At 67.6% G+C, this 22,581-nt stretch carries 22 protein-coding genes and 1 pseudogene; 14 read left to right on the forward strand and 9 right to left on the reverse strand.

Annotation, left to right across the window (positions count from 1 at the left end):
- Window positions 1–255 precede the first annotated feature (255 nt).
- From AC1DEM_RS16315 to AC1DEM_RS16340, 6 genes and pseudogenes are all read right to left on the reverse strand, one after another.
- Window positions 256–530: pseudogene (locus tag AC1DEM_RS16315) on the reverse strand (LssY C-terminal domain-containing protein); the annotation flags it as partial.
- A gap of 33 nt (window positions 531–563) precedes the next feature.
- Entirely contained in the window at window positions 564–1,889 is a 1,326-nt protein-coding gene (locus AC1DEM_RS16320; RefSeq protein WP_476885345.1) for a S8 family peptidase, read from the reverse strand.
- Window positions 1,890–2,130: 241 nt separating this feature from the next.
- Complete coding sequence (locus AC1DEM_RS16325) at window positions 2,131–3,486, reverse strand: ammonium transporter (RefSeq protein WP_476885371.1); 1,356 nt, start codon at window positions 3,484–3,486, stop codon at window positions 2,131–2,133.
- A 207-nt stretch (window positions 3,487–3,693) separates the two neighbouring features.
- Window positions 3,694–4,707: a CapA family protein gene (locus AC1DEM_RS16330; protein WP_476885346.1), complete on the reverse strand. Its 1,014-nt coding sequence runs from the start codon at window positions 4,705–4,707 to the stop codon at window positions 3,694–3,696.
- 32 nt (window positions 4,708–4,739) lie between these two features.
- Window positions 4,740–4,982: a DUF2630 family protein gene (locus tag AC1DEM_RS16335; protein WP_277527951.1), complete on the reverse strand. Its 243-nt coding sequence runs from the start codon at window positions 4,980–4,982 to the stop codon at window positions 4,740–4,742.
- 195 nt (window positions 4,983–5,177) lie between these two features.
- Window positions 5,178–7,052 carry a Na+/H+ antiporter gene (locus AC1DEM_RS16340; RefSeq protein WP_476885347.1) on the reverse strand — a complete coding sequence of 625 codons (1,875 nt, stop codon included), beginning with the start codon at window positions 7,050–7,052 and terminating at the stop codon, window positions 5,178–5,180.
- A 174-nt stretch (window positions 7,053–7,226) separates the two neighbouring features.
- On the opposite strand from AC1DEM_RS16340, the gene AC1DEM_RS16345 reads away from it, so the two are divergent.
- From AC1DEM_RS16345 to AC1DEM_RS16360, 4 genes are all read left to right on the forward strand, one after another.
- Window positions 7,227–7,793, forward strand: coding sequence for a type 1 glutamine amidotransferase domain-containing protein (locus AC1DEM_RS16345; protein WP_476885348.1), 567 nt, complete (start codon window positions 7,227–7,229; stop codon window positions 7,791–7,793).
- A 226-nt stretch (window positions 7,794–8,019) separates the two neighbouring features.
- Window positions 8,020–8,433 (forward strand): VOC family protein, encoded by a 414-nt coding sequence (locus AC1DEM_RS16350; protein WP_476885349.1) that lies wholly within the window; start codon window positions 8,020–8,022, stop codon window positions 8,431–8,433.
- A gap of 100 nt (window positions 8,434–8,533) precedes the next feature.
- Window positions 8,534–8,743, forward strand: coding sequence for a hypothetical protein (locus AC1DEM_RS16355; protein WP_476885350.1), 210 nt, complete (start codon window positions 8,534–8,536; stop codon window positions 8,741–8,743).
- A gap of 171 nt (window positions 8,744–8,914) precedes the next feature.
- Window positions 8,915–9,838, forward strand: a complete 924-nt coding sequence (locus AC1DEM_RS16360) for an alpha/beta fold hydrolase (RefSeq protein ID WP_476885351.1) — start codon at window positions 8,915–8,917, stop codon at window positions 9,836–9,838.
- On the opposite strand, the gene AC1DEM_RS16365 is transcribed toward AC1DEM_RS16360, so the two are convergent.
- Window positions 9,746–10,480, reverse strand: coding sequence for a GAF and ANTAR domain-containing protein (locus AC1DEM_RS16365; RefSeq protein WP_476885352.1), 735 nt, complete (start codon window positions 10,478–10,480; stop codon window positions 9,746–9,748). The genes AC1DEM_RS16360 and AC1DEM_RS16365 overlap by 93 nt on opposite strands.
- A 352-nt stretch (window positions 10,481–10,832) precedes the next feature.
- On the opposite strand from AC1DEM_RS16365, the gene AC1DEM_RS16370 reads away from it, so the two are divergent.
- Complete coding sequence (locus tag AC1DEM_RS16370) at window positions 10,833–12,197, forward strand: phosphoribosyltransferase family protein (protein ID WP_476885353.1); 1,365 nt, start codon at window positions 10,833–10,835, stop codon at window positions 12,195–12,197.
- Window positions 12,198–12,297: 100 nt separating this feature from the next.
- Here the strand turns inward: AC1DEM_RS16370 and AC1DEM_RS16375 are convergent, their stop codons facing one another.
- Window positions 12,298–13,014 (reverse strand): SRPBCC family protein, encoded by a 717-nt coding sequence (locus tag AC1DEM_RS16375; protein ID WP_476885354.1) that lies wholly within the window; start codon window positions 13,012–13,014, stop codon window positions 12,298–12,300.
- Between the two features lie 234 nt (window positions 13,015–13,248).
- Here AC1DEM_RS16375 and AC1DEM_RS16380 point away from each other — a divergent pair, with 234 nt between their 5' ends.
- Entirely contained in the window at window positions 13,249–14,121 is an 873-nt protein-coding gene (locus AC1DEM_RS16380; protein ID WP_476885355.1) for an NAD-dependent epimerase/dehydratase family protein, read from the forward strand.
- Window positions 14,122–14,143: 22 nt separating this feature from the next.
- Window positions 14,144–15,175, forward strand: coding sequence for an aldo/keto reductase (locus AC1DEM_RS16385; RefSeq protein ID WP_476885356.1), 1,032 nt, complete (start codon window positions 14,144–14,146; stop codon window positions 15,173–15,175).
- Between the two features lie 84 nt (window positions 15,176–15,259).
- Here AC1DEM_RS16385 and AC1DEM_RS16390 read toward each other — a convergent pair whose 3' ends face one another.
- The gene (locus AC1DEM_RS16390) at window positions 15,260–16,024 is read right to left on the reverse strand and encodes a FadR/GntR family transcriptional regulator (protein ID WP_476885357.1); all 765 of its coding nucleotides are present in this window, start codon (window positions 16,022–16,024) and stop codon (window positions 15,260–15,262) included.
- 139 nt (window positions 16,025–16,163) lie between these two features.
- On the opposite strand from AC1DEM_RS16390, the gene AC1DEM_RS16395 reads away from it, so the two are divergent.
- The 7 genes from AC1DEM_RS16395 to AC1DEM_RS16425 all read left to right on the forward strand — a co-directional run.
- Window positions 16,164–17,459, forward strand: coding sequence for an ABC transporter substrate-binding protein (locus tag AC1DEM_RS16395; RefSeq protein ID WP_476885358.1), 1,296 nt, complete (start codon window positions 16,164–16,166; stop codon window positions 17,457–17,459).
- A 126-nt stretch (window positions 17,460–17,585) separates the two neighbouring features.
- Window positions 17,586–18,539 (forward strand): carbohydrate ABC transporter permease, encoded by a 954-nt coding sequence (locus tag AC1DEM_RS16400; RefSeq protein ID WP_476885359.1) that lies wholly within the window; start codon window positions 17,586–17,588, stop codon window positions 18,537–18,539.
- The gene (locus AC1DEM_RS16405) at window positions 18,536–19,444 is read left to right on the forward strand and encodes a carbohydrate ABC transporter permease (protein WP_476885360.1); all 909 of its coding nucleotides are present in this window, start codon (window positions 18,536–18,538) and stop codon (window positions 19,442–19,444) included. Before AC1DEM_RS16400 ends, AC1DEM_RS16405 begins: the two co-directional genes overlap by 4 nt.
- Before the next feature lie 7 nt (window positions 19,445–19,451).
- Entirely contained in the window at window positions 19,452–20,600 is a 1,149-nt protein-coding gene (dgoD, locus tag AC1DEM_RS16410; protein WP_476885361.1) for a galactonate dehydratase, read from the forward strand.
- 53 nt (window positions 20,601–20,653) lie between these two features.
- Window positions 20,654–21,325, forward strand: coding sequence for a bifunctional 4-hydroxy-2-oxoglutarate aldolase/2-dehydro-3-deoxy-phosphogluconate aldolase (locus tag AC1DEM_RS16415; protein ID WP_476885362.1), 672 nt, complete (start codon window positions 20,654–20,656; stop codon window positions 21,323–21,325).
- A complete protein-coding gene (locus tag AC1DEM_RS16420; RefSeq protein WP_476885363.1) occupies window positions 21,325–22,347 on the forward strand; it encodes a sugar kinase in 1,023 nt (340 codons plus the stop codon). The genes AC1DEM_RS16415 and AC1DEM_RS16420 overlap by 1 nt, the downstream gene beginning before the upstream one ends.
- Window positions 22,348–22,463: 116 nt before the next feature.
- Window positions 22,464–22,581: hypothetical protein (locus AC1DEM_RS16425; protein ID WP_476885372.1), on the forward strand; the 118-nt coding region annotated here is incomplete at its 3' end.

Below are 22,581 nucleotides of genomic sequence, written 5' to 3' on the forward strand. Positions count from 1 at the left end.
CCCGGCCGCAGGGACGGCTCGAATCCCGTTTGGGTTCTTTGCTGGGGTGCAGGGCATAGTCGCGGGACCGTTTGCTGGAGAGCGCCAGAAGCAACAGGATGTCCAGGGTCAGGCCGGGCAGGTTGGACTGCAGCGTGATGTCCGGACCGCCGTGGAAGACATCGACGGCCTGGGCGCAGATGGCGGCCGTGCTGATGCGGTGTCGGCTCCGGTGATGGCGCCGACCACGTGGTCGCGTTCGGCGTCGGTGTTCTAGTCGATCTTGTGGGTGATCTGCAGGGTAAACAGGGACAGCCCGACGCTGCGGTCATAGGTGCCGGCGCCAGCCAGTCGACGGCCACTCGGCCGGGCACCAGCCAGCCGGCCGGGCAGCGCCAGAAACGGACGTGGTGCCGCTTGCCCGGGGTGCCGTCGACTCCCTGCTGGTAGGCAAAATCCTGCTGGCGGCCGAACAGGAACAAGGGACTGACCGGGGCCTGGAGATAGCTGCGGCGCAGGAGGGTGGAGGAGGCCCGCCGCCTGGGACCGGCAACATCCCGGCCAGCGACCTCATGCCCGTTCCGTCAGAAGCTCGTCGTCTGCGTCAGATAGCCGTAATACCGCGACCCGATCGGGTGGACAGGATCGCCGCCGTAACCGTAGTCGTTGTGCCGCTTCGTGTAAGACTTCGTCGCGTGCAGATAATCCGCCATGACCTGCTCGGCTGAACCCGTGCATTCGTTCTGGCTGATGCACAGGGCAACGGACCCTGCCACGGCCGGGCTGGCGAAGCTGGTGCCGTTGCTGACGTTGTAGCCGCCGGGCCAGGTGGAAAGCATGCACATTCCGGGCCCGGAGACCGTGTGGGCCTCGTCAGCTTTCGTGGTGGCGAAGTTGGAGAAGAATGCCGGCTGGTCATCCTTTTGCCCGTACTTCGAGAAGTCGTCGGCGCCGCAGCTGGGGGCTGCTTTGCCGCCGGCCTTTCCGTCGAAGTCGCCCATGGCGGTGGCGGTCAGCACCTGGTCGTACGTGGCCGGCACTGTGTTGGCGAAGTCCATGCCCTCGTTGCCGGCCGCGACAGCGTAGGTGACGCCGGCCTCGACAGAACGGCAGATGGCGTAGTGCATCGGGTCAGTGCCCTTGCCGCAGTTGGGCGTATCCGGAGCGCCGCCGGCGATGCTGATGTTGGCCACGGCGATGTCGTTGTCCTCGTTATCGTCCGTGCGCGTCGAGGTCACCCAGTCAATGGCGCAGATCAGGCTCTGCTCGGAGATCAGGCCGTTGTTGTCGACCACACGGACGGACCACAGCGGCGTGCCCGGGGCGGTCCCGATGACACCTTGTTGGTTGTTCCGGGCGCCGATTACACCCGCCACAAATGTCCCGTGCCCCAAAACGTCCACGGGGGTCACATCCACGGGCGAGCCGGACTGGCAGTCAACGCCGCCCTTGACGTTCAGGTCCGGATGGGTCGCATCGATGCCGCTGTCGATCACGGCAACGTTGACATCGATCTTGGCAGGCCCCTTGTCGAGGGCCTTCCGGACGTCCGAGTCGGTTCCGGCGATCCGCTCGCGCCAAAACGGCGTCTTCTGGGTGGCCGCGGACCCAAGATCCCGCGGTTGCTGGAATGTGCGGCCCGCAGTGACGAAGTCAACGTTGGGGTCGGTCTGGAGGCGTTGCGCCTGGGACGCCGTCATGGTCGCCGAGTAGCCCTTCACGGCGCTGAGGTAGAGCTTCGACGCCGTGAATCCGTAGGCGCTTTGCTGGGCGGCCGCCGCGGCTCCAGCGTTCACGACCCCGTCCTTGAGCACCACAATGTAGTTTTGCGCCTTCTGGGCCGCAGAGGAGGGGGCCGCGGTCGCCAGACCGAAGCACGAGACCAGCGCAACCACTGTCAGCGAGGCCATCGCCCGCCGGAACCGAAGCCGGTCAGGTCTGGGATAAGCACTGCGCCGGTGTCTGCGCGGGACCCGCGCCACCGATGGTAGCTGCGGGTCTGATGCCTTGCGGCTGGCTTGGCTGAACATCGTGGCCTCCCATTAAGCGAGTTCGCTAATTCGAGTGCCCCCCGCCCATATCTTAGGCCTCCGGCCGCGTCTTACACCCGGGCCCTTTGGAAAAACTTGCGCCGGGCCTTTGGCCGATGCCTCAGACCAGGCTGTCTTCCTTTGCAGGTGCAGGTGCAGGTGCACGTTCAGGTGCGGGTGCGTTCTCCGGCGCCCGGGCGGCCGCGTGGGCTGCCGTTGCTGTGCGGACGGCTTGCGCCGGGCGGACGTGGTGGCCGAACGGGCTGAACCGGCTGAAACCGAGTTCGGCGAAGGCATACGCGGTCTCGGCGTGCTCGGACCGGTCGACGCCGGCGAGCTCGTCCTCGCGGCTGACCCGGAACCCGAGCGTCTTGTGGATGGCGAGCCCAATCACTGCGGTCCCAAGACCGGACACCGCCACGGCGATGAGGACGGCCACGGTCTGCGCGACGAGCTGGTGGAGCCCTCCGCCGTAAAACAGCCCGCCCCCTGCACCGTCCACCGGAAGGGCAACGAAGCCCAGGGCGAGCGTGCCGATGAGGCCGCCGCCAAGGTGGACGCCAACGACGTCCAGCGAGTCATCGAAGCCAAACTTGAACTTCAGATCCACGAACACCACACAAGCCGCACCGGCCACGAAGCCGAGGCCCAGTGCGGCGAGGGGGCTGATGTTGGCGCACGACGGCGTGATCGCCACGAGGCCGGCAACGGCGCCCGACGCGGCGCCCAGGGAGGTGTGGTGGCCGTGGCGGATCTTCTCCACGACCAGCCAGCTGATCATGGCCGCCGCGGGGGCGGCCAGGGTGTTTACCCAGATCAGGCCGGCCTGCTCCACGGTAGTGGCGGCGCCGGCGTTGAAGCCGAACCAGCCAAACCACAGGATGCCCGCGCCGAGCATGATGAAGGGGATGTTGTGGGGGCGGTGGCTGGGGTCCTTGCCGAAGCCGTGCCGGTTACCCAGGATCAGGACCAAAACCAGGGCCGCGGTTCCGGACGCGATTTCCACCACGGTGCCGCCGGCGAAGTCGATGACCTGGCCAAAGACGGCACTCACGGCACCGCCGGCACTCATAAGGCCGCCGCCCCAGACCATGAAGGCCAACGGGCAATAGACGAGGGTGATCCAGATGGGCACGAACAGGGCCCAGGAGGTGAATTTAGCGCGGTCCGCGATGGCGCCGCTGATGAGGGCCACGGTCAGGATGGCAAATGTGGCGCTGTAGCCGGCCTTGATCAAGTCGGGCGAACCGATGAGGCCGCTCAGGCCGAAGTTGGCGAACGGGTTGCCGAACACGCCGAGGACGCCCTGCCCGGTGCTCATCGAGTAGCCCCAGAGAACCCACACCACGCCGACAATCCCGATGGAGACGAAGCTCATCATCATCATGTTGAGCGAGGCCTTGGCCCGCGTCATGCCGCCGTAAAAGAGGCCCAGTGCAGGGGTCATCAGCAGAACGAGCGCCGCCGAAATAATCATCCAGACGCTTCCAGCAGTGAGTTCCACCGGGGTCCCTTCTCGTCAGTCTTCCGTACCGGGACACGTCGCCGCCGGCCCCCCGGTCCGTGTTCAATGGTCGCGGAGCCATGTTTCCGGCAGTGGGGCGAAAAGTTGCGGGCACGTTACGGGATTCGCGGCGGCGTGAAGTTCGCGTGACCGGCATGTTTCAGGAATGTAAACGGGGCCTCAAGCTCCGGCCGGTTTGTCGAGCGGTATCTCCAGGCAACGGCCGGATGCGTTCCAGCTGCTCAGAGTGCCCAGGTGGCCGCTCAGCCGCTGCATCCGGGCGGCAATATCGGGCGCCGATTCCCGGGCAAGCCGTGCCTGAAATCCGGCGATGATCGTGGGGTACAGCCGAAGCGTGCGCGGTGTGCCACCGTCAGTGTCGAGCATGAACAAGAATGACTGGTCATTGCGCTCGACGGGGTCCACCGCATAGTCGTCAATGAAGTCCCCGGCGCTGTAGATGACGGGGCGGTTCCGGTGGATCCCGACGCCGCGGAAAATGTGCGGCGAGTGGCCGAACACGAGGTCGGCTCCGGCCTCGATGAGGTCCCGGGCGAGGTCCTGATGCCGGGCCGGGGCGTCGTGGCCCCAATTGCCGCCCCAATGGGCTGACACGATGAGGCACTGGACGCGGGCCTTCGTCCTGCCGACCAGGCCCAACAGGCCGTCCACACGGCCGTCCGGTCCTGCCCCGCCGGGCCGGCCGCCGTCGTCGTCCACCGGAACGTAGTAGACCCCGGGAGTCGCGGCGCCGGCCTCCCAGCCGGGCTCGTTGTCCGTGAAGGCAATGAATCCGACGGCGGTGCTGCCCACGCGCCGCACTGCCGGCCGGCGGGCTGCGTCCAGGTCCGGGCCGGCGCCGGCATGCAGGACGCCGCGGCCGTCCAGCGCAGGCAGCATTTCCCGGAACGCGTCCTGGCCAAAATCCAGGACGTGGTTGTTGGCGAGCGAGACGACGTCGATCCCGGCGGCGAGGAGGCTGGCCACGTTCTTCGGGTCCGAGCGGAAGTGGAAGACCTTGCCGGGCTCGGGCTCGCCGCCGGATGCCAGGACGCACTCGAGGTTGGCGATGCGGACATCCGCCTGCCGCAGTAGCTCCAGCGTGTCGCCCCACGGATAGGCCGGCCGAACCGTGGCCAGGTGCTGGTTCACCAGGCGGCCCAGCATGACGTCTCCCAGCAGCGCAATCTGCACGGCCAGCCGGTCCGTCAGGTCATGGCCAGGGGCTAGCTCTGGTAGCCCTCAACCTCGCTGACCGGCCGCACCTCCGCCTCGTCGGGGTTCTCACCGTAGTCCTTTTTGGCGCGCCGCTGGCGGAGCAGATCCCAGCACTGATCCAGCTGTTCTTCCACCTGCTGCAGCCTGAGAATGTCCGGGGCTCCGGCCCCGGCGGCCTGCGAGCCTTCGCGGAGGCCGTGTTCTTCCTCCACCAGGGCTTTGATGCGCTCCAGGATGTCTTGGTTGTCCACAGTGTCCTCTTTTCGTCCGACGGCGGCGGGTCCCCTTCTCTTGGCGGGTCCCTTTTCAGCGGGTCCCTTCCAGCCTACGGAGGAGAAGAGGCCCTGAACAGGGCCCGGATCCGCAGTCACAGCATGCAGGCGCGGCACGCAGCCAATGCACGTGGCACGGCGACGGGGCACGGCGACAGGTATGGGGCCTGGGCCCTAGCCCAGGAGCTCGTCCGGGTAGCACCAGCGCCAGTCCTCGCCCGGCTCGACGCTGCGCATGACGGGGTGGCCGCTGAGCTGGAAGTGTTTGTAAGCATGGGTTCCCGGGGAAGAATCGCAGCAGGCCACGTTCCCGCACTGCAGGCACATCCGCAGGTGAACCGTCGTCGTCCCTTCCCGTACGCACGCGGCGCAGAAGGGCCCGGGCGGGACGGCCGTATCCAGGGCGGACTCCAAGTGGTCGCACACGCCGCGGGGCCGGGCAATGCCCTCGCCTCCACGGCCCCCGTCCGCGTCGGGTTCTTCCAGCGTGGCGTCCAGCATGGACTCTTCGACGTCGAGACGGTCAAGGACGTCGAGCAGGACCTCGTGCGCGTACCCGCCGCCGCGCCGCAGCTCGAGGACCTTGGCGCGCTCGGCTTCCAGCATCGCCAGCCGCAGCTGGGCGTAGCGCTGGCTGGGGGTGACGGCTTCCGCGGACGGCCGTCCCAGCCGCTCCCATGCGGCCAGCCCGCGCTCCTGCGTTCGCCGTTTGAGCATGGCCACGACTTCCGGCGGGTCGGCGTCCGAGCGCAGTTCCTGAAGCCGCTGCACGCCCGCTGCCGTCGCCATCTGCATCAGCGATGCCTCGTTGAGCGCGTCCTCGCGCGCGTCCGGTCCCCGAAGGTGCAGCCGCCGGACCAGGGCCGGGAGCGTCAGGCCCTGCAGGGTCAGCGTGCCGGCCACCACCACGAGGGCCATCAGGATCAGGACGGACCGGTGCTCCAGCCCTGCCGGCAGGACCAGGACGGCGGCAAGAGACACCACGCCGCGCATGCCTGCCCAGGAGACGATCACCGGAACTCGCCAGGACGGCGGGGGATCCTTGCGGCCGACCGCGGGAATGAGCCGCGGCAGGTACGTTGCGGGGAAGACCCAGACCGGGCGCAGGACCAGCACGGCCAGCAGCACCGCGGCGCAGCCGAGCCAGATCCGTTCCGGCCCCAGCGAGTCATCCCGGACGCCCTCGATGATGGTCCGGACCTGCAACCCGATGAGGAGGAACACGGAGTTCTCCAGCAGGAACTGGACCGTGTGCCAGTTGCTGCGTTGGCTCAGCCGCGCGGCCCCGTTCGGCATGGACGGCGCTTTGGTTCCCATGATCAGCCCGGTGACGACGACGGCCAGTACGCCTGACGCGTGGATTGCTTCCGCGGGGAGGTAGGCCACGAGCGGGGCGATCAGGGAGATGGAGGTGTTGATGGACACGTTGCGGATCCGTTTGCGGAGCGCGGTGAGCACGAAGGCCGCGGCAATGCCCACCACCAGGCCGCCGCCGGCCGCAAGGACGAAGCCGCCGGCGATCTCCGCCGCGGAAACGGTGCCGGTGATCGCGGCGATGGCGGCGCGCAGGCAGACCAGCGCCGTGGCGTCATTGACCAGCGATTCGCCCTCCAGGATGGTGACAATCCGGCGGGGCATGCCCACCTTCCGCGCAATGGCGGTCGCGGCGACGGCGTCGGGCGGTGCGACGACGGCGCCCAGGGCCATGGCAGCGGCCAGCGGGATCTCGGGGAACAGCCAGGCGACCACCAGCCCGACGCCGACGGTGCCGAAGATGACGTAACCCACCGAAAGCAGGCCGATGGAGCGGCGGTTGGAACCGAAATCGAACAGCGAGGTCTGCAGCGCCGCTGCGTAGAGCAGCGGCGGTAACAGCCCGACCAGAACGAGTTCGGGGTTCAGTTCGATGGTGGGGACAAACGGGAGGAACGAACACGCCACGCCGGCCAGCACCAGCAGGAAAGGGACGGAGACGTTGATCTTGTGGCCCAGCGCGCTGCAGGCGCAGACAATGGCGACGAGGGCCAGCAGCCCGAGAGCGACTTCCATTGGCCTATTCTCTCAGCTTCGCGCCCGGTGCAGGCAGGGTCCCGCCGTACATCATCAGCTTGCTTATGACTTGGCGGGTTCCTAGAGTTGAGACTGCAAGCCAAGTGAGATGACGCGCTGGCGCCGGGCACGGACGAACGCTTCCCGGCGCCAGCCCCGGCACGAGGAGGACACATGTCAGAGCACAATATTTCGGGTAAGAAAGTCGCATTCTTGCTCACAGATGGTGTGGAGCAAGTGGAACTGACCAGCCCGTGGAATGCCGTGAAGGAAGCCGGCGGCGTGCCCACCTTGGTCTCGCCGAAGAGCGGAAAGCTGCAGGGCTACGACGGCACTGAAAAAGGCGAGACGTTCGCCGTCGATCTCGCCGTGGCGCAGGCCGACGCCGCCGACTTCCACGCCCTGGTTATTCCCGGCGGCGTCGTCAACGCCGATCACCTCCGCGTCGACAAAGACGCCCAAGCCTTCACCCGGGCCTTCTTCGAGCAGCACAAGCCCGTCGCCTCCATCTGCCACGGTCCGTGGCTGTTGATCGATGCCGGCGTGGTCAGCGGCAGGAACGTGACCTCTTATCACACGCTCCAGACGGACCTCAAGAACGCCGGCGCGAACTGGACCGACGAGCAAGTGGTGGTGGACCAGGGCCTGGTGACCAGCCGCAGCCCCCGCGACCTCCCGGCCTTCAACGCCAAACTCGTTGAGGAAATAGCCGAGGGCGAGCACGCGGGCCAGACCGCCTAGCAGCCGTCCCGCTCCAGCGTCCGACGGCGGCGCAGGCCGCCGTCGGACGCTTCCGGCTCGCTTTGCTGCTTTTTGTCCTGCTGCTTTGATCTTCCGCTGCCCTGTCTTCCAGGTACCTACCCACACTGGCGGTTTTGCGGCAGGATATCCCTGTAACGTGCACCGTCGTCGTTGCCGACCAGGCCGACGCCCCAGCAGCCGCCCCCAGCAGCAAGGAGTTTCGGACATGACCACGCTCAATCCCTACCTCGGTTTCCGCGACAACGCCAAGGACGCCATGACGTTCTACCAGTCGGTGTTCGGCGGGGAACTGACTATGAGTACCTTCGCCGAATATCATGCCAGCGAAGACCCTGCGGAGCAGGACAAGATCATGCATGCCCAGCTGAGGACCGACGCCGGCATGGTGCTCATGGGAGCGGACACGCCCAACAGCATGGACTACACCCCTGGCAACAACTTTTCCGTGTCCCTCAGCGGGTCCGACGAAACCGAGCTTCGCGGCTATTTCGACAAGCTGGCCGAGGGCGGCACCATCGCGATGCCCCTCGAAAAGGCACCCTGGGGCGACATCTTCGGCATGTGCAAGGACAGGTTCGGCGTGGACTGGCTGGTGAACGTCGGTTCCGAGCCCGCTTAGGAAGCCGACGCCGGCGACCCGACCGCCAGATACCGCTATCCTGAATGCAGCCAGGACAGTGCAGACTCGAGTCCGTCCTCCTGGCGCAGAGAGGCATGAAATGACCGAGAAGCTGCACCTCAGTCCGGACGATGAATTCCCCGAGGACCTCACCAAAGTCGAGGACAAGGATCTTCAAGTCCTCGACAGCCAAGTCCAACGCCAGCTGGACTATGAGTACGTGTCGGAGGGGGAGCCGAACCCGGAGACGGAATTCCGGCACTACGACCTCGATGAGGAGTTCGAAGAACGGGACAAACGGGACAGCTGATCCCGCCGGGATCATCCCGGCGATCGGCTGTTGGGCACGGCGTCCGGAATCTAGCCAGCAGGCTTACTAGACTGGGCCGACCACCCTGCAAAGAAACGAGCCCTCCATGACCCCGGCTGCTGCCACGCGGTCCCTCCCGCACCCGTGCCGCGTGCTGCGGTCACGCACAGCATGAGGGAACCGGTCCGCCTGGAGATTTCGGTGGCGGGCCACGCCGGCCACGTCTTCGCCTCGCGCGAAAGGGCCGGCAGGTCCGTGTCCGTGTCTGGGCCCGCCGTCGTCCTCATCCACGGAATTGGCGCGTCACACCGCTACCTGCGCCGGCTGCACCGGCTCCTGGCCGCGTCGGCGGACACCTACTCCATTGACTTGCCGGGATTTGGCGCCACTCCCAGGCCCGCGAACACGCTCTCCATTGCCGCCCAGGCCCGCTACATCCTCGGTGCCATGGAACAGCTGGGCGTACCGGAATTCGTGCTCGTGGGGCATTCGATGGGAACACAATTCGCCACGGAAGCGGCCCTCCAGGCGCCCGGACGGGTCTCGAATTTGGTGCTCATGGGTCCCGTGGTGGACCCCAAGCGTGGCACCGTGGTGCAGCAGGCGCTGGCGCTGGGCCGCGACTGCCTATTGCACGAAAGCCCCTCCTCGAACGCCCTGGTTTTCACCGACTACCTGCGTTGCGGCCCCGTCTGGTACCTCAAGAACCTTCGGCTCATGATGGAGTACCCCCTGGAGCAGAGGATCACCGGTGTCAGCGCGCCGGTGCTTGTGGTGCGCGGCGCCAACGACCCCGTCGCGGATGCGGACTGGAGCCGCCGGCTGGCCGGGCTCGCCCGCCGGGGGCAGCTGCAGCTGGTGCAGGGAACCGGGCACGTGGTCCAGCACAACCGGGCCCTCGAAGTCCGGGACGGGATTCTGGCATTCGCCGGTCTTGGCGCGGCTGCGGGCGAGCCGTTGCCGGGAACCCGGCGTGAGGGTTCAGGCTGCGCCAGCGGCGGGCTAGACCTCGAAGTGGGTCCGGGTGGAGCCCTGGCCCAGCGACTCAACCACCCCGGACGCGACGACGTGGAGCTTGACGTTCCGGGCGCTTGATGCCGATTTCAGGAGCTCGAACGCCTCGACCTGGCTGCAGCGGTTCTGCGCCATGATGATGCCGACGGCGACGTCGATCACGGTCCGCGTTTCCAGGGTGGCCTTGAGGTCGGCGGCCGTATCGCTGCTGTGCGCGAACCGGACCGCGAGCCGCAGCGCCATGGATGTCTGGTGGACGAAATCCCGGGCCAGTTCCGTGGCACGGTCATCGAACCGGCCCGGACGGTGCGAATACAGGTTCAATGCGGCCCGGGTTTCGCCTTCGAGCACGAACGGCAGCGCCAGGATGGACCGGAAGCCGTGTCCGCGCACGGTCGCGGCGTACTGCGGCCATCTGCCATCGATATCCAGGTCCTCAACGTGGACGGTTTCCTGCTCCCGGGAAGCCGTCATGCACGGGCCGTCGCCGAAGGTGTACTGGATTTCGTCCATGGCCTGCGCGGCGGGACTGCTGCTGGCGACGGTGGCCGCCTTCCTTTGCCGCAGGAGCGTGATGCCGCACAGGATCTCATCCCCGGGCTCGGACAGGCTGCGCGCGGACACCCGGGCGACGCCGCCGAGGAAGTCCTCGACGTCGGAGCTGCTGAGCACCAGTTCATGCAGCTGCTGGTTTATTGAATTTGCGGTTGACTCGATGACCACTTGTCTGCTGTGCCGTTTCACTCAGGTCAAGACGACCCGGCTGTGCTTCCCACCACGGCAAGGGGCGGGTACGGCAGCGGCCGGATCGAAGAACAATCCAACGGCTCGCTGCAAAACCGTACCGAGAGAGTATATACGTCCGAACCACTGCTCGTCAGCCGCGGGGCGGGTCGGCACGCTGGCCCAAAATCGGGCACAAAGGCCCTCACCGGGCTTCGGCCGCGGGCGGATAGTTGGATGCAGCGGCCACCGGGTCCATTTCGGGTTTGGGGGAACCCGCAGGAGCGCACCAGTTTCAGCAGCACACGACTGATGGCCGATGGTCCACGTTTCGACCTGAAAGCCATATCCCATGAGCATTTTTGAAGACAGGGTCGACGCCGGAAGGCAGCTCGGCCGGCGTCTGGCGGAATTGCGTGGCCAGGACATTGTGGTTCTGGGCCTGCCGCGCGGCGGCGTGCCCGTAGCCTTCGAAGTCGCCGCCGCCCTGGATGCTCCCCTGGATGTGATTGTGGTGCGGAAACTCGGGCTTCCCTACCAGCCCGAGCTCGCCATGGGGGCGATCGGTGAAGGCGGGGCCAAGGTCCTGGACGAGCAGGTCCTGGCCCATTCACGGGTCGGCGGCGACGAACTGCAGGTCGTTGAAGAGCACGAACGCGCCGCGTTGGAAAACCGGCTCGTCCTGTTCCGGAAGGGCCGGACCCGGCAAGACCTGACCGGACGCATCGCGGTGATCGTCGACGACGGGATTGCCACCGGCTCCACCGCCCGGGTGGCCTGCCGGGTGGCCCGCAAACAGGGCGCGGCACGCGTGATTCTGGCCGTTCCTGTTGCCCCCGCGGAAACGCTTGCCAACCTGACGGAACCGGACGAAGTGGTCTGCCTGGCGACGCCGCGCCAGTTCACCGCCGTCGGATACCACTACCGGGACTTCTCGCCCACGGACGACGACGAGGTGCTGCGCCTGCTCGATCTTGCGGCCAAACGCGTCGAGACCACGCCGCCGCCCTTCTGGGCCTCGGCGGCGGCCCGCGCCGACAACGCCGCCGACGTCGACGAGGAAGTAGAGATCCCGTCCCGCGCCGTGCGGATCCAGGCGCAGCTCCACCTTCCGGTGCCGGCCCGGGCCGTGGTGCTGTTCGCCCACGGCAGCGGCAGCAGCCGGCACAGCCCCCGGAACCGCTACGTGGCCGGGCTCCTGCAGCAGGCTGGCCTGGGTACGCTGCTGCTGGACCTGCTGACCACCGCCGAGGAGCGCAGCCGCGCCAACGTTTTTGACATCGAACTCCTGGCCCGCAGGCTGTCCTCAGCCACGGACTGGCTTTCCACCCGGGCAGACACGGCCGCCTGCGCTGTGGGCTACTTCGGGGCGAGCACGGGCGCGGGGGCAGCGCTGTGGGCGGCATCGGAGCCGTCGGCGCGGATCTCGGCTGTGGTGTCCCGCGGTGGCCGCCCGGATCTCGCCGGGCCGCGGTTGTCCGCCGTGTCAGCGCCCACGCTCCTTATTGTGGGCAGTTTGGACCACGAGGTCCTGGAGCTTAACCGCCGGGCCAAGGCCATGATGCGCTGCCCCAGCCAGCTCGCCATCGTGCAAGGGGCGACGCACTTGTTCGAAGAACCCGGCACGCTCGCGGCGGCGGCCATCCTGGCCAGGGACTGGTTTGTCGACTACCTGTTGGCTCCGGACGGTGCCAGTCCGCGGGCCGCGGGGGTCTGAGGCGGCCCCGGGCATCTGAGGGCGGCCAGCCCGGATAAACCGCGTGAACCGCGGGAGGACCCGTGAACCGCGGGAACGCCGGGGAAACGCTTTTCGGACGCTAGTTCCCGCGGCCTTCCGCCCTGGACCGGATCCCCAGGAGCATCCGCCGCTCCATCAGGAACTGCAGGGGTTCCACCAGCGTGCGCAGGGCCAGCCCCTCAGCCAGGGGCGAGTAGTCGTACCGGGTGCGGGACAGGAGCCTGGTGGCCTGGGGACCCGCAGGCCGCAACACCAACGTCCAGCCGATGTCCAACCGGCGCCCGGTGGGACGGACGCCGGCCGGCGACATCTTCCCCGTGCGCAGGTCGATGGATCCACCCAGCCCCAGCACAGCCCCCGGCTCGAGCAGCCTGACCGGCAGGCCGCCGTCGGGGGAGAGGGGAACGACGTCCCCTACCTCCAGGTGCTGAAGTTCCGGGAGGATCCTGTCTGCACTTCGGTTGCCCAGACCCGTGGTTTTTTCGAGCCAGTCGTAGGAGTAAAAGCCACCCCGGCCGGCGCCCAACTGGACAAGCCAGGGCCACACCTCCGAGACCGGGGCCGCAATAGTCACCGCGCGGGTGCTTTGCAGGCGCGGGGCCGTCACGATCTCGTCGCCGGCGAGCGGCCCGGCGGCCTCCTGGGTGCTTGCCCCCCAGCGCAGGAGCCGGGGCCGGACAGCCAGGACGTAGGCGGCGCCGGCCGATGCCGCGGCCAGCGCCGCGAGCGGTCCGCGCAACCGGCCGGGAGCGCGCGTCGCCGGCCGCCTTTCCGGCGGGGGTTCGGGGTGGTTCATTCGATGGTCCGGTGGGCCCGATGGGCGTCCGCGCGCACGGCAACGCGCTGGTCACGGTTCATTGCCCCAGCCTGCCGCCGGGCCCCGGGACTGCCTAGGGCCGAAGGTCACGCGGGCTGGGCACAGTGGCCGCCTCCGCTTAGGGTGGAACGGTGACCGCCGGCGCCGGAGCAGGTGCCGGTCCACGTGCCGGACCATGACGGTCCGCAACGCCTGCCACCCGAGGAGTTCCTGATGAGAGTTGCTGTAACCGGAGGAAGCGGAAAGCTGGGCCGAAGCGTCGTGCGGCGGCTCAATGATGACGGGCACGAGGTGACCAACCTGGACCGGACGGGCGCCCGCAGCCCCGGGTTCACGGAAGTGGACCTGCGCAACTACGGCCAGGTGGTGGATGTGTTCCTTGGCTTGGAGGACCGCCATGCCGGCTTTGACGCGGTGGTGCACCTGGCCGCGATTCCCGCACCGGGCCATGCCCCTGACGCCGCCACGTTCGAGAACAACATGCAGTCCACCTACAACGTGTTCCAGGCCGCACGCCGGGCCGGGATCAAGAAGATCGTCTACGCCTCCAGTGAGACCGTGCTCGGGCTGCCGTTCGACGTCGACCCTCCCTACATCCCGGTGGACGAGGACTACCCGGCCAGGCCGGAAAGCACGTACTCGCTGGTCAAACATCTTGAGGAGCAGATGGCCGTCCAGCTGACCCGCTGGGACCCGGACCTGAGCATCACCGGCCTGCGGTTCTCCAATGTGATGGACCCTGAGGACTATGACGTGTTCCCCGCCTTCGACCACGACGCGAGGTTGCGCAAGTGGAATCTCTGGGGCTACATTGACGGCCGGGACGGCGCGCAGGCAGTGGCCCGCGCCCTGGAGCACGGTAAACCCGGCTTCGAGGCCTTCATCATCGCCAACGAGGACACCGTGATGAGCCGCTCCAGCGCCAGCCTCGCCGCCGAGGTGTTTCCGAACGTGAAAGTGGTCAAGGAACTGGGCGAGCACGAGACCATGCTGTCGATCGACAAGGCCAAACGGCTGCTGGGCTACGCCCCCGAGCACACCTGGCGGACGTACCACTCGCTGCGCACCACCCCCACGGAAGACTGACCCCCCCGACTCGAGGAGTTCCATGCAATACCGCACTCTGGGCAACAGCGGCGCCGTCGTCTCCAACTACGCGCTGGGCACCATGACTTTTGGCGCCGAGGCCACCGAGGAACAGTCCCGCGCCATCCTGGATGACTACTTCGCGGCGGGCGGCAACTTCGTCGACACCGCGGACGTCTACAGCTCGGGGGTGTCGGAGGAAATCATCGGCCGGTGGCTGGCGGACCGGCCGGACGTCCGGGACCGGGTGGTGGTGGCCACAAAGGGCCGCTTCCCGATGGGCCAGGCGCCCAACGACGTCGGGACCTCCCGCCGGCACCTGGGCCGGGCGCTGGATGACTCGCTGCGCCGGCTGGGCGTAGAGCAGATCGATCTGTACCAGCTGCACGCGTGGGATCCGGTCACTCCCCTCGAGGAGACTCTCCGGTTCCTGCACGACGCCGCCACCAGCGGCAAGATCGCCTACTACGGCTTCTCCAACTTCCTGGGCTGGCAGTTGACCAAAGCCGTCCATGTGGCCAAGGCCCATGGCTGGAGTGCGCCGGTGACGCTGCAGCCGCAGTACAGCCTCCTGGTCCGCGACATCGAGTCGGAAATTGTCCCGGCCTCGCTCGACGCCGGGATCGGGCTGCTGCCATGGTCGCCGCTCGGTGGCGGGTGGCTCTCCGGCAAGTACAAGCGCGACCAGCCGCCGGCCGGGGCCACCCGGCTCGGCGAAAATCCGAAACGGGGAATGGAGGCCTGGGAGGCCCGCAACGCCGATCCACGCACCTGGGACGTGATGGCCGAGGTGGAGGAAACCGCCGGGCGCCACGGCGTAAGCGCGGCCCAGGTGGCGCTGGCATGGCTGGCGGACCGGCCGGCGGTCACCTCGGTGATCCTGGGTGCCCGCACCACCGCGCAACTGGCGGACAATCTCGCGGCAGCGGATCTCCGGCTCACCGCGGGCGAGACGGAGCGGTTGACCGAGGCCAGCCGGCCGCGCGTCGGCGTCTATCCGTACGGGCCCATGGCCCAGGAGCAGCGCAGCCGGAAGCTCGAGGGCGGCCGCTAACCCCTCAACGCGCCAACAGAGCAACGCGGGGTCACTTAGCGCCGGTCCAGGGGGCGGGGATGGGCGCCAGGTGACCCCGCGTTGTCATTCAGGCGAGCGCTGCCCCTCCGGTGATGCGGGGGAGCCGGCGTGATAACTGGACCAGATATCGCCCATTTCCTCGGTGGACTGCTCCACGATCCTGCTCATGGCAGCATGCGCGGCGTCCGCCTCGCCGCGCTGAATGGCGCTGGCCACATCCACGTGCAGCTGCAGGGCCTCGTGGTGTGGCAAGTGCGGCATGAGGCCGTGCTCGGTGCGACCCGTCAGCACCTCGGTGACCAGATTGTGCAGCTGCGTAAACATGGCGTTGCCGGAGGCCCGCAACACTGCCGCATGGAAGTCAATGTCGAGCTGGAGGAACTCGTCTTGGTCCCCGCGCTGGCCGGCGGCCCACAGCCGTGCGGCCAGGGAGACGAGGTCGCTGCCGGCATCCCAGGATGCCCTCTCAGCGGCGAGGCGGGCAGCCTGCGGTTCGATTGCCCCGCGGAGCTCGTTCAGGGCCTGCAATTGCTCGAGCCGCTTTGAGGAGGCAAGCCGCCAGCGGATCACTTGGGGGTCGTACGCGTTCCACGATTCCTCCGGCTGCACCACTGTCCCCAGCCGCCGCCGCGACTCCAGCATTCCCTTCGAGGACAGCACGCGGGCGGCTTCCCGAACCACGGAGCGGGAGACGTTGTGCTGGGCCTCAAGCTCGTCCAGGCGCAGGACCGAGTGTGGCGCCAGCGTCCCTTCGGCGATGGCCAGCCCGAGGTTCTGGACCAGCACGGAATGCAGGTCTGCTGGTGGCTCCGCCTTTGGAGTTTTCATAAATAAATCATACGGGTGGATGCAAGGGTCTTGTTTAAGTCTGCTTTATTTCTCTATGATCGCTTCCAGAGCAGATGTAAAGATGCATTTGCAGCCGGCTGGACGTTCTCGCCAGCCCTGAAAACCAAAGGAAGTCGTAATGAAGCGACGTTCAATTGCGAAGTACGCGGCTGTCGCCGCGGTCCTGTCCCTGGGGCTGACCGCCTGCGGCGGCGCCAGCGGCAGCACCGATGCCAAGACCTCCGGCACCGTCCGTGTCACCCTCGCAAACCATGTCTGGACCGAAGGCATCAAGGCGGCCATTCCGGAATTCGAGAAGTCCAGCGGACTCAAGGTCGAACTGACCCAACTGGGCGAGGACCAGCTCTCGGACCAGTACAACGTCAAGCTCAACGCCGGCAGCGACGAGATCGACGTGATGATGTACCGCCCGCTTCAGGAAGGCAAGGCGTTCGCGAAGAACGGCTACCTCGCGGACCTGACGTCCAAGGTCTCCTCGGACGCCGCATGGGACTGGAAGGACTACCAGGAGGGCCCCGTCAAGGCCACCACCGCTGACGGCAAGGTGGTCGGCGTCCCGATCATCACCGAGCGCGAAGTCCTCTACTACCGCAAGGACCTGCTGAAGGCCGCCGGCCTGGCGGTTCCCAAGACCATGGACGAGCTCGAGGCTGCGGCCAAGGCCATCAAGGCTTCCTCCCCGGACACGGCCGGCTTCGTGGCCCGCACCGGCAAGTCCGCCGCCGTCACCCAGTTCTCCAGCTTCCTGTACAGCTTTGGCGGCGACTTCACCGACGCCAGCGGCAAGTCAGCCGTCAACTCCGACGCCGCGAAGAAGGCCTATGCGTTCTACGGCGGCCTGATCAAGAACTACGGCCCTGCCAACGTCAGCACGGACATGAGCTGGCCCGAGGCGATGGCAATCTTCACGCAGGGCAAGGCTGCGTTCTACACCGAGGCCGACTCGCTCTACAAGAACGCCACCGACCCGGCCAAGTCCAAGGTCGCCGACACGGTAGGCTTCGCCGCACTGCCTGCCGGCCCTGCAGGTTCCAAGCCGTACAACATCCCGTCCTGGGGCCTCGCCATCAACCAGGCATCAAGCAACCAGGACAACGCCTGGAAGTTCATCCAGTGGGCCACCAGCAAGGAACGCACCCTCGAAGCCCAGAAGGCCGGCGTCCCAGGACCGCGCGCCTCGGTCTGGGCTGACCCGGCCGGAACTTCCACCTACCCGAAGGACCTCGCCGAGGCCATCACCGCCAGCGCCAAGAACGGCGTCGGACACGACCGTCCCCAGGTTCTCACCGTAGGCAAGGCCCGCGAAATCGTGGGCGGCCCGATCGTCGCCACCATCACCGGCTCTGACGGTTCCGCCGCAGCCGACACGGCGCACGACGCCTTCCAGAAGTTCCTGGACACCGAAAAGAAGTAGCGCGGCCGGCGCACTACGCGCCTGCTGCATTGCCCGCGATGCACCACCGAGCCCGGCGGGACGGCAGTCCGCTGCCGTCCCGCCGCGGCCAGTTCTTCACTTCACCCCCAACTCCTTAGGTGAACCATGTCTGTTTTGACCCCTCCCCGCAGTGCGCCATCCCGGAAGGCCGCCCGCCCACCCAGCGCACGCGAGAACTTCTCGGGCTGGGCCAACCGGCACCGGAAGTGGCTCTTCGCCGCCCCCGCCATGATCTTCGTCGGCGTCCTGATCGTCTTCCCCCTGGGCTGGACCCTGTACCTGAGCCTGACTGATTCGCAGGGCTCGGTAAGGGCCGCCTCCGAGTTCGTCGGCCTGCAGAACTACCTCACGGTCCTGTCCGACGTCGAACGCTTCTGGCCCGCCGTCGGCCGCACGCTCAGCTTCACCGGCGTTGCCCTCGTCTGCGAGGTGGTGCTCGGCATGTGCATCGCGCTGCTGCTGTGGCGCCCGTTCCGCGGCGAAAAGTGGGTCCGCGTGGCCATCCTGCTCCCGCTCGTCGCCACCCCCGTGGCGGTCGGCATGATGTGGCGGCTGATCTTCGACCCCAACATCGGCTTCGTTAACCAGCTGCTCGGCATGGTCGGCATTCCCGCCCAGCCCTGGCTCTCCGGCCAGGACACGGCGCTCGGCACCACCATCTTCATGGACGTGTGGCAGTGGACCCCCATGGTGGTCCTGATCCTGCTGGCCGGGCTGACCTCCCTCTCCGAGGAGCCCGACGAGGCGGCCCGGATGGACGGCGCCAACGCCTTCCAGCGCTTCTTCTTCATCACGCTGCCCCTCATGATGCCGACCGTGATCGTCGCCATCCTGCTCCGGGGCATCGACGCCCTGAAGACCTTCGACATCCTCTACGCCACCAAGGGCAAAGGCGGCGGATCCTTCCACGAAGTGGAGACGCTGAACGTCTACGCCTACGGGCTGAGCTTCGACTACAACCAGTACGGGCTCTCCTCCGCGGTGCTGATCCTGTTCTTCATGATCATCATCGGCTCCATGTGGCTGCTGACCATGCGCAAGAAAGCGGTAAGCAAATGACCGTACTGTCCACCACCGAAAACGCTGAAAACACGGAACCCCAAACCGCCCCCGCCGAGGCGGCCAAGACGGCGCCGCGGCTCCGGAAGCCGCTGGGCACCCGCGCGTACAAGGTGTTCCGCGTCGCCGCGCTGGTGGCCGTGGTGCTGTTCCTGATCGCCCCGTTGTTCTGGATGCTGCTGGCCTCCCTCAAGACCAACGTGGACATCTACGACACCGGAAAGTCGTTCTTGTTCACCCCCACGTTCGAGAACTACGCCAACGTGCTGCAGCGGAACAACTACCTGGTCTTCATCTTCAACAGCTTCTGGGTGGCCTTCGTCTCCACGGCCCTGTCGCTGGTCCTGGGCGTGCCCGCAGCCTACGCCATGAGCCGGTTCACGATGCACCGCTCGGCCCTTGTGGTCCTGATGGCCCGCGTCATCCCCGGAGTCTCCCTGCTGGTGCCCTGGTACTACGTCTTCTCCAACCTAAAGATGGTGGGCGGCTTCGAGGTCCTGATCCTCAGCCACATGTTCGTCGCGCTGCCGCTGATCGTGTACATCATGATGAGCTACTTCGATTCCCTGCCGCTGGAGCTGGAAGAATCGGCCCAGGTGGACGGCCTCACTCCGATTGGCGCCTTTCGCCGCATCACCCTGCCGCTCTCCGTCGCCGGCATGGCCACCGCCGGCATCCTGTCCTTCATCTTCTCGTGGAACAACTTCATGTTCGCCCTGGTGCTCTCCGGCTCCAAGACCAAGACCCTGCCGGTGGCGATCTTCGACTTCGTCTCCTACGCCAGCATCGACTGGGGCGGACTCATGGCGGCCGCCACCGTGGTCACCATCCCGATCATGATCATTGCGCTCTTCACGCAGAAGTACATCGTCTCTGGCATGACCGCCGGCGCGACCAAGGGCTAGGCAGCAGATGACACTCATCAGCAGGATTGAAACATTCCTCGTCGCGCCGCGCTGGCTCTTCGTCCGGATCGAGACGGACAGCGGGATCGTCGGCTGGGGCGAGGCGAGCTGCGAAGGCCGCAGCGAAACCGTGCGCACCGCCGTCGACCAGCTCTCCGAGCTGCTCATCGGCAACGATGCGCTCCGGATCGAGGACCACTGGCAGGTCATGACCAAGGGGTCCTTCTACCGCGGCGGGCCCATCCTGGCCAGCGCCGTGTCCGGCCTCGACCAGGCCCTCTGGGACATCGCTGGCAAGCACTTCAACACCCCCGTGCACCAGCTGCTCGGCGGCCACGTCCGGGACCGGATCCGGATGTACGGATGGGTGGGCGGGGATGAGCCCAACGAGGTGGCCGACCAGATCAGCGCACAGCTGGAGGTCGGGCTCACTGCCGTCAAGATGAACGCCAGCGGCCGGATGAGCCCCATCGCCTCCGTGGCCGAGCTCGACGGCGTCGTCCGGAGGGTGGCCGCGGCCCGTGAAGTCCTCGGCGACCACCGTGACGTGGCCGTGGACTTCCATGGCCGCTTCAGCCTCGCCAACGCCCGCCGGGTGGCGCCGCTGCTGGAGCCGTACCGGCCCTTCTTCCTCGAAGAACCGGTGGTCCCGGAAAACACCCACCTGCTGCGCGAGTTCACCTCCTCCACCACGACGCCGGTCTCCACCGGCGAGCGGCTGTACAGCCGGCAAGAATTCCTGCCCGCGCTGCAGGCCGGCATTGCCGTCGCCCAGCCGGACCTCTCCCATGCCGGCGGCATCACCGAGGTCCGCAAGATCGCCTCGCTCGCCGAAATCTACGAGGTCCAGCTCGCCCCTCACTGCCCGCTGGGCCCGCTGGCGCTGGCCGCCTGCCTGCAGGTGGGCTTTGCGACACCCAACTTCCTGATCCAGGAACAAAGCATCGGCATCCACTACAACCAGGGCGCCGAAGTCCTGGACTATGTGGTGGACAAGTCCCCGCTGAAGTTCGTAGACGGACACATCGAACGGCTTACCGGTCCGGGACTGGGCATCGAGATCGATGAGGCGGTGGTCCGTGCCGCGGACAAGCGCGGGCACGGCTGGCGCGGTCCCGTCTGGCGGCATCCCGACGGCGCGTTCGCCGAGTGGTGAACGCGCCCGTGCCGAGCCCGGATCTGAACGCCCCGACGAAGGAGAACCCTGACATGGAGAACACCCTGACGCCCGAATCACTGCTGGCCGGCATCCGGGCGGCCCGGCTGGTGGCAATTGTCCGCGGCACGGACGGGGCAGCGGCGGCGAAGGCAGCCCTCGCGGCGATGGAGGAGGGCTTCCGGTACGTCGAGATTGCACTCACCACACCTGGGGCGCTGGAGGCGATCCGCGAGGTCCGCGCTGCCGCCCCGGAGGGCTGCTTCGTCGGGGCGGGAACCGTGCTGACGGCCCAGGACGTTCACCGGGTTGCCGAGACGGGTGGCCAGTTCATGGTGACCCCGTCGCTGGCAGAGTCGATCGCCGAATCTGCCCGGCTGGGACTGCCCGTGCTGGCAGGTGCGCTGACCCCCAGCGAGGCCTATGCGGCCATGAACCGGGGCGCCACCGCGGTGAAGCTTTTCCCTGCCTCGATCGGCGGACCGCGGTACCTCAAGGCGCTCCGCGATCCCTTCCCGGAGATCCCGTTCATCGCCGTCGGCGGCGTGGGGCTGGATGAGGCAGCAGGCTACTGGGAAGCCGGCGCCATCGCCGTCGGGCTCGGCGGACCGCTGTTCGGCGACGCCGGCTCCGGCGGCGGCCTCGCCCCGATGCGGGAACGGGCCCGCGGGTTCGTGGCCCTGGCCACCGAATTCAGCCGGCCGCGCGCGGAGAGCCTGCGGTGATGGCCGCCGTCCCCAACGCTTCCGCACCGCAGGCCGTTGATCTGCTGACCTTTGGCGAGTCCATGGTCTCGCTGCGCTCCACCGGGCCGCTGTCCGCCGGAGGCACCCTGGGCATGCACGTGGCCGGGGCGGAATCGAACGTAGCCGTCGGGGTTGCCCGGCTCGGGCACAGCGTCACCTGGGCCGGGGTGGTCGGCGCGGACCCGCATGGCGAGTACATCCTGCGGCAGCTGCGCGCCGAGGGCATCGGGCTGCGGCACCGGATTGATGCCGCCCGGAACACCGGGGTGATGTTCCTCGAACAACGCACGGCGGATGTCACCCGGGCCTTCTATTACCGCGCCGGTTCCGCCGGGTCCACCCTCGGCCGGGAGGACCTGGACCATGCCCTAAGCGCCGGTGCCCGGATCCTGCATCTGACCGGCATCACCGCCGCCCTCGGCCCCGACGCCCGGAAGGCCGTGGAGTACGCGGCTGAGCGCGCTGCCGCCGACGGCATGGAGGTCTCCCTCGACGTTAATTACCGCAGCAAGCTCTGGTCCCGGGAGGAGGCCCGCGCTGTGCTCACACCGCTGGTCCGGCACGCCAGCATCGTGATCGCCTCCGACGACGAACTCGGGCTGGTCGCGGCTGCTCCCGGGGCAGGGCCGGCCGGAACTTGGGACCCCGACTCCGGTGCCGACGCCGCCGAGACGGCCATGGCCGCCGAACTGCTGGACCGCGGAGTCCGTGAGGTCGTGGTCAAGCGCGGCGCCGCCGGCGCCGGCGTGTACACCGCGGACGGGCGCTGGGAGGCACCCGCCGTGCCCGTGACCAGCATCGATACCGTAGGGGCCGGGGACGCCTTCACCGCCGGCTACCTTTCCGCCCTGCTCGACGGCGCCGACGTGGCCGGCCGCCTGCAGCGCGGCGCCCTGGCCGGAGCCTTTGCCGTCAGCACCGCTGGGGACTGGGAAGGACTGCCGGGCCGCGCGGAACTGGCACTGCTCGCCAGCACCCCGGGCGGCACCACGCAGCGCTGACCCACCCCGGGCGGCTGACTCACCCCTGGCGGCTGACCCGGGCCGCCCGGGGAAACCACCCGCGCCGCTGGCGCCCCGTAACTACGACACCCCGTAAGAGCAGATAAGGACCTGTTGTGAAAATCATTGCCGCTGAAGTCTTCGTGACCAGCCCCTCCCGGAACTTCGTGACCCTGCGGATCACCACGGAGGACGGGGTGACCGGGATCGGGGACGCGACGCTGAACGGGCGTG

The organism is Arthrobacter sp. 05T420 (genome assembly GCF_056396305.1).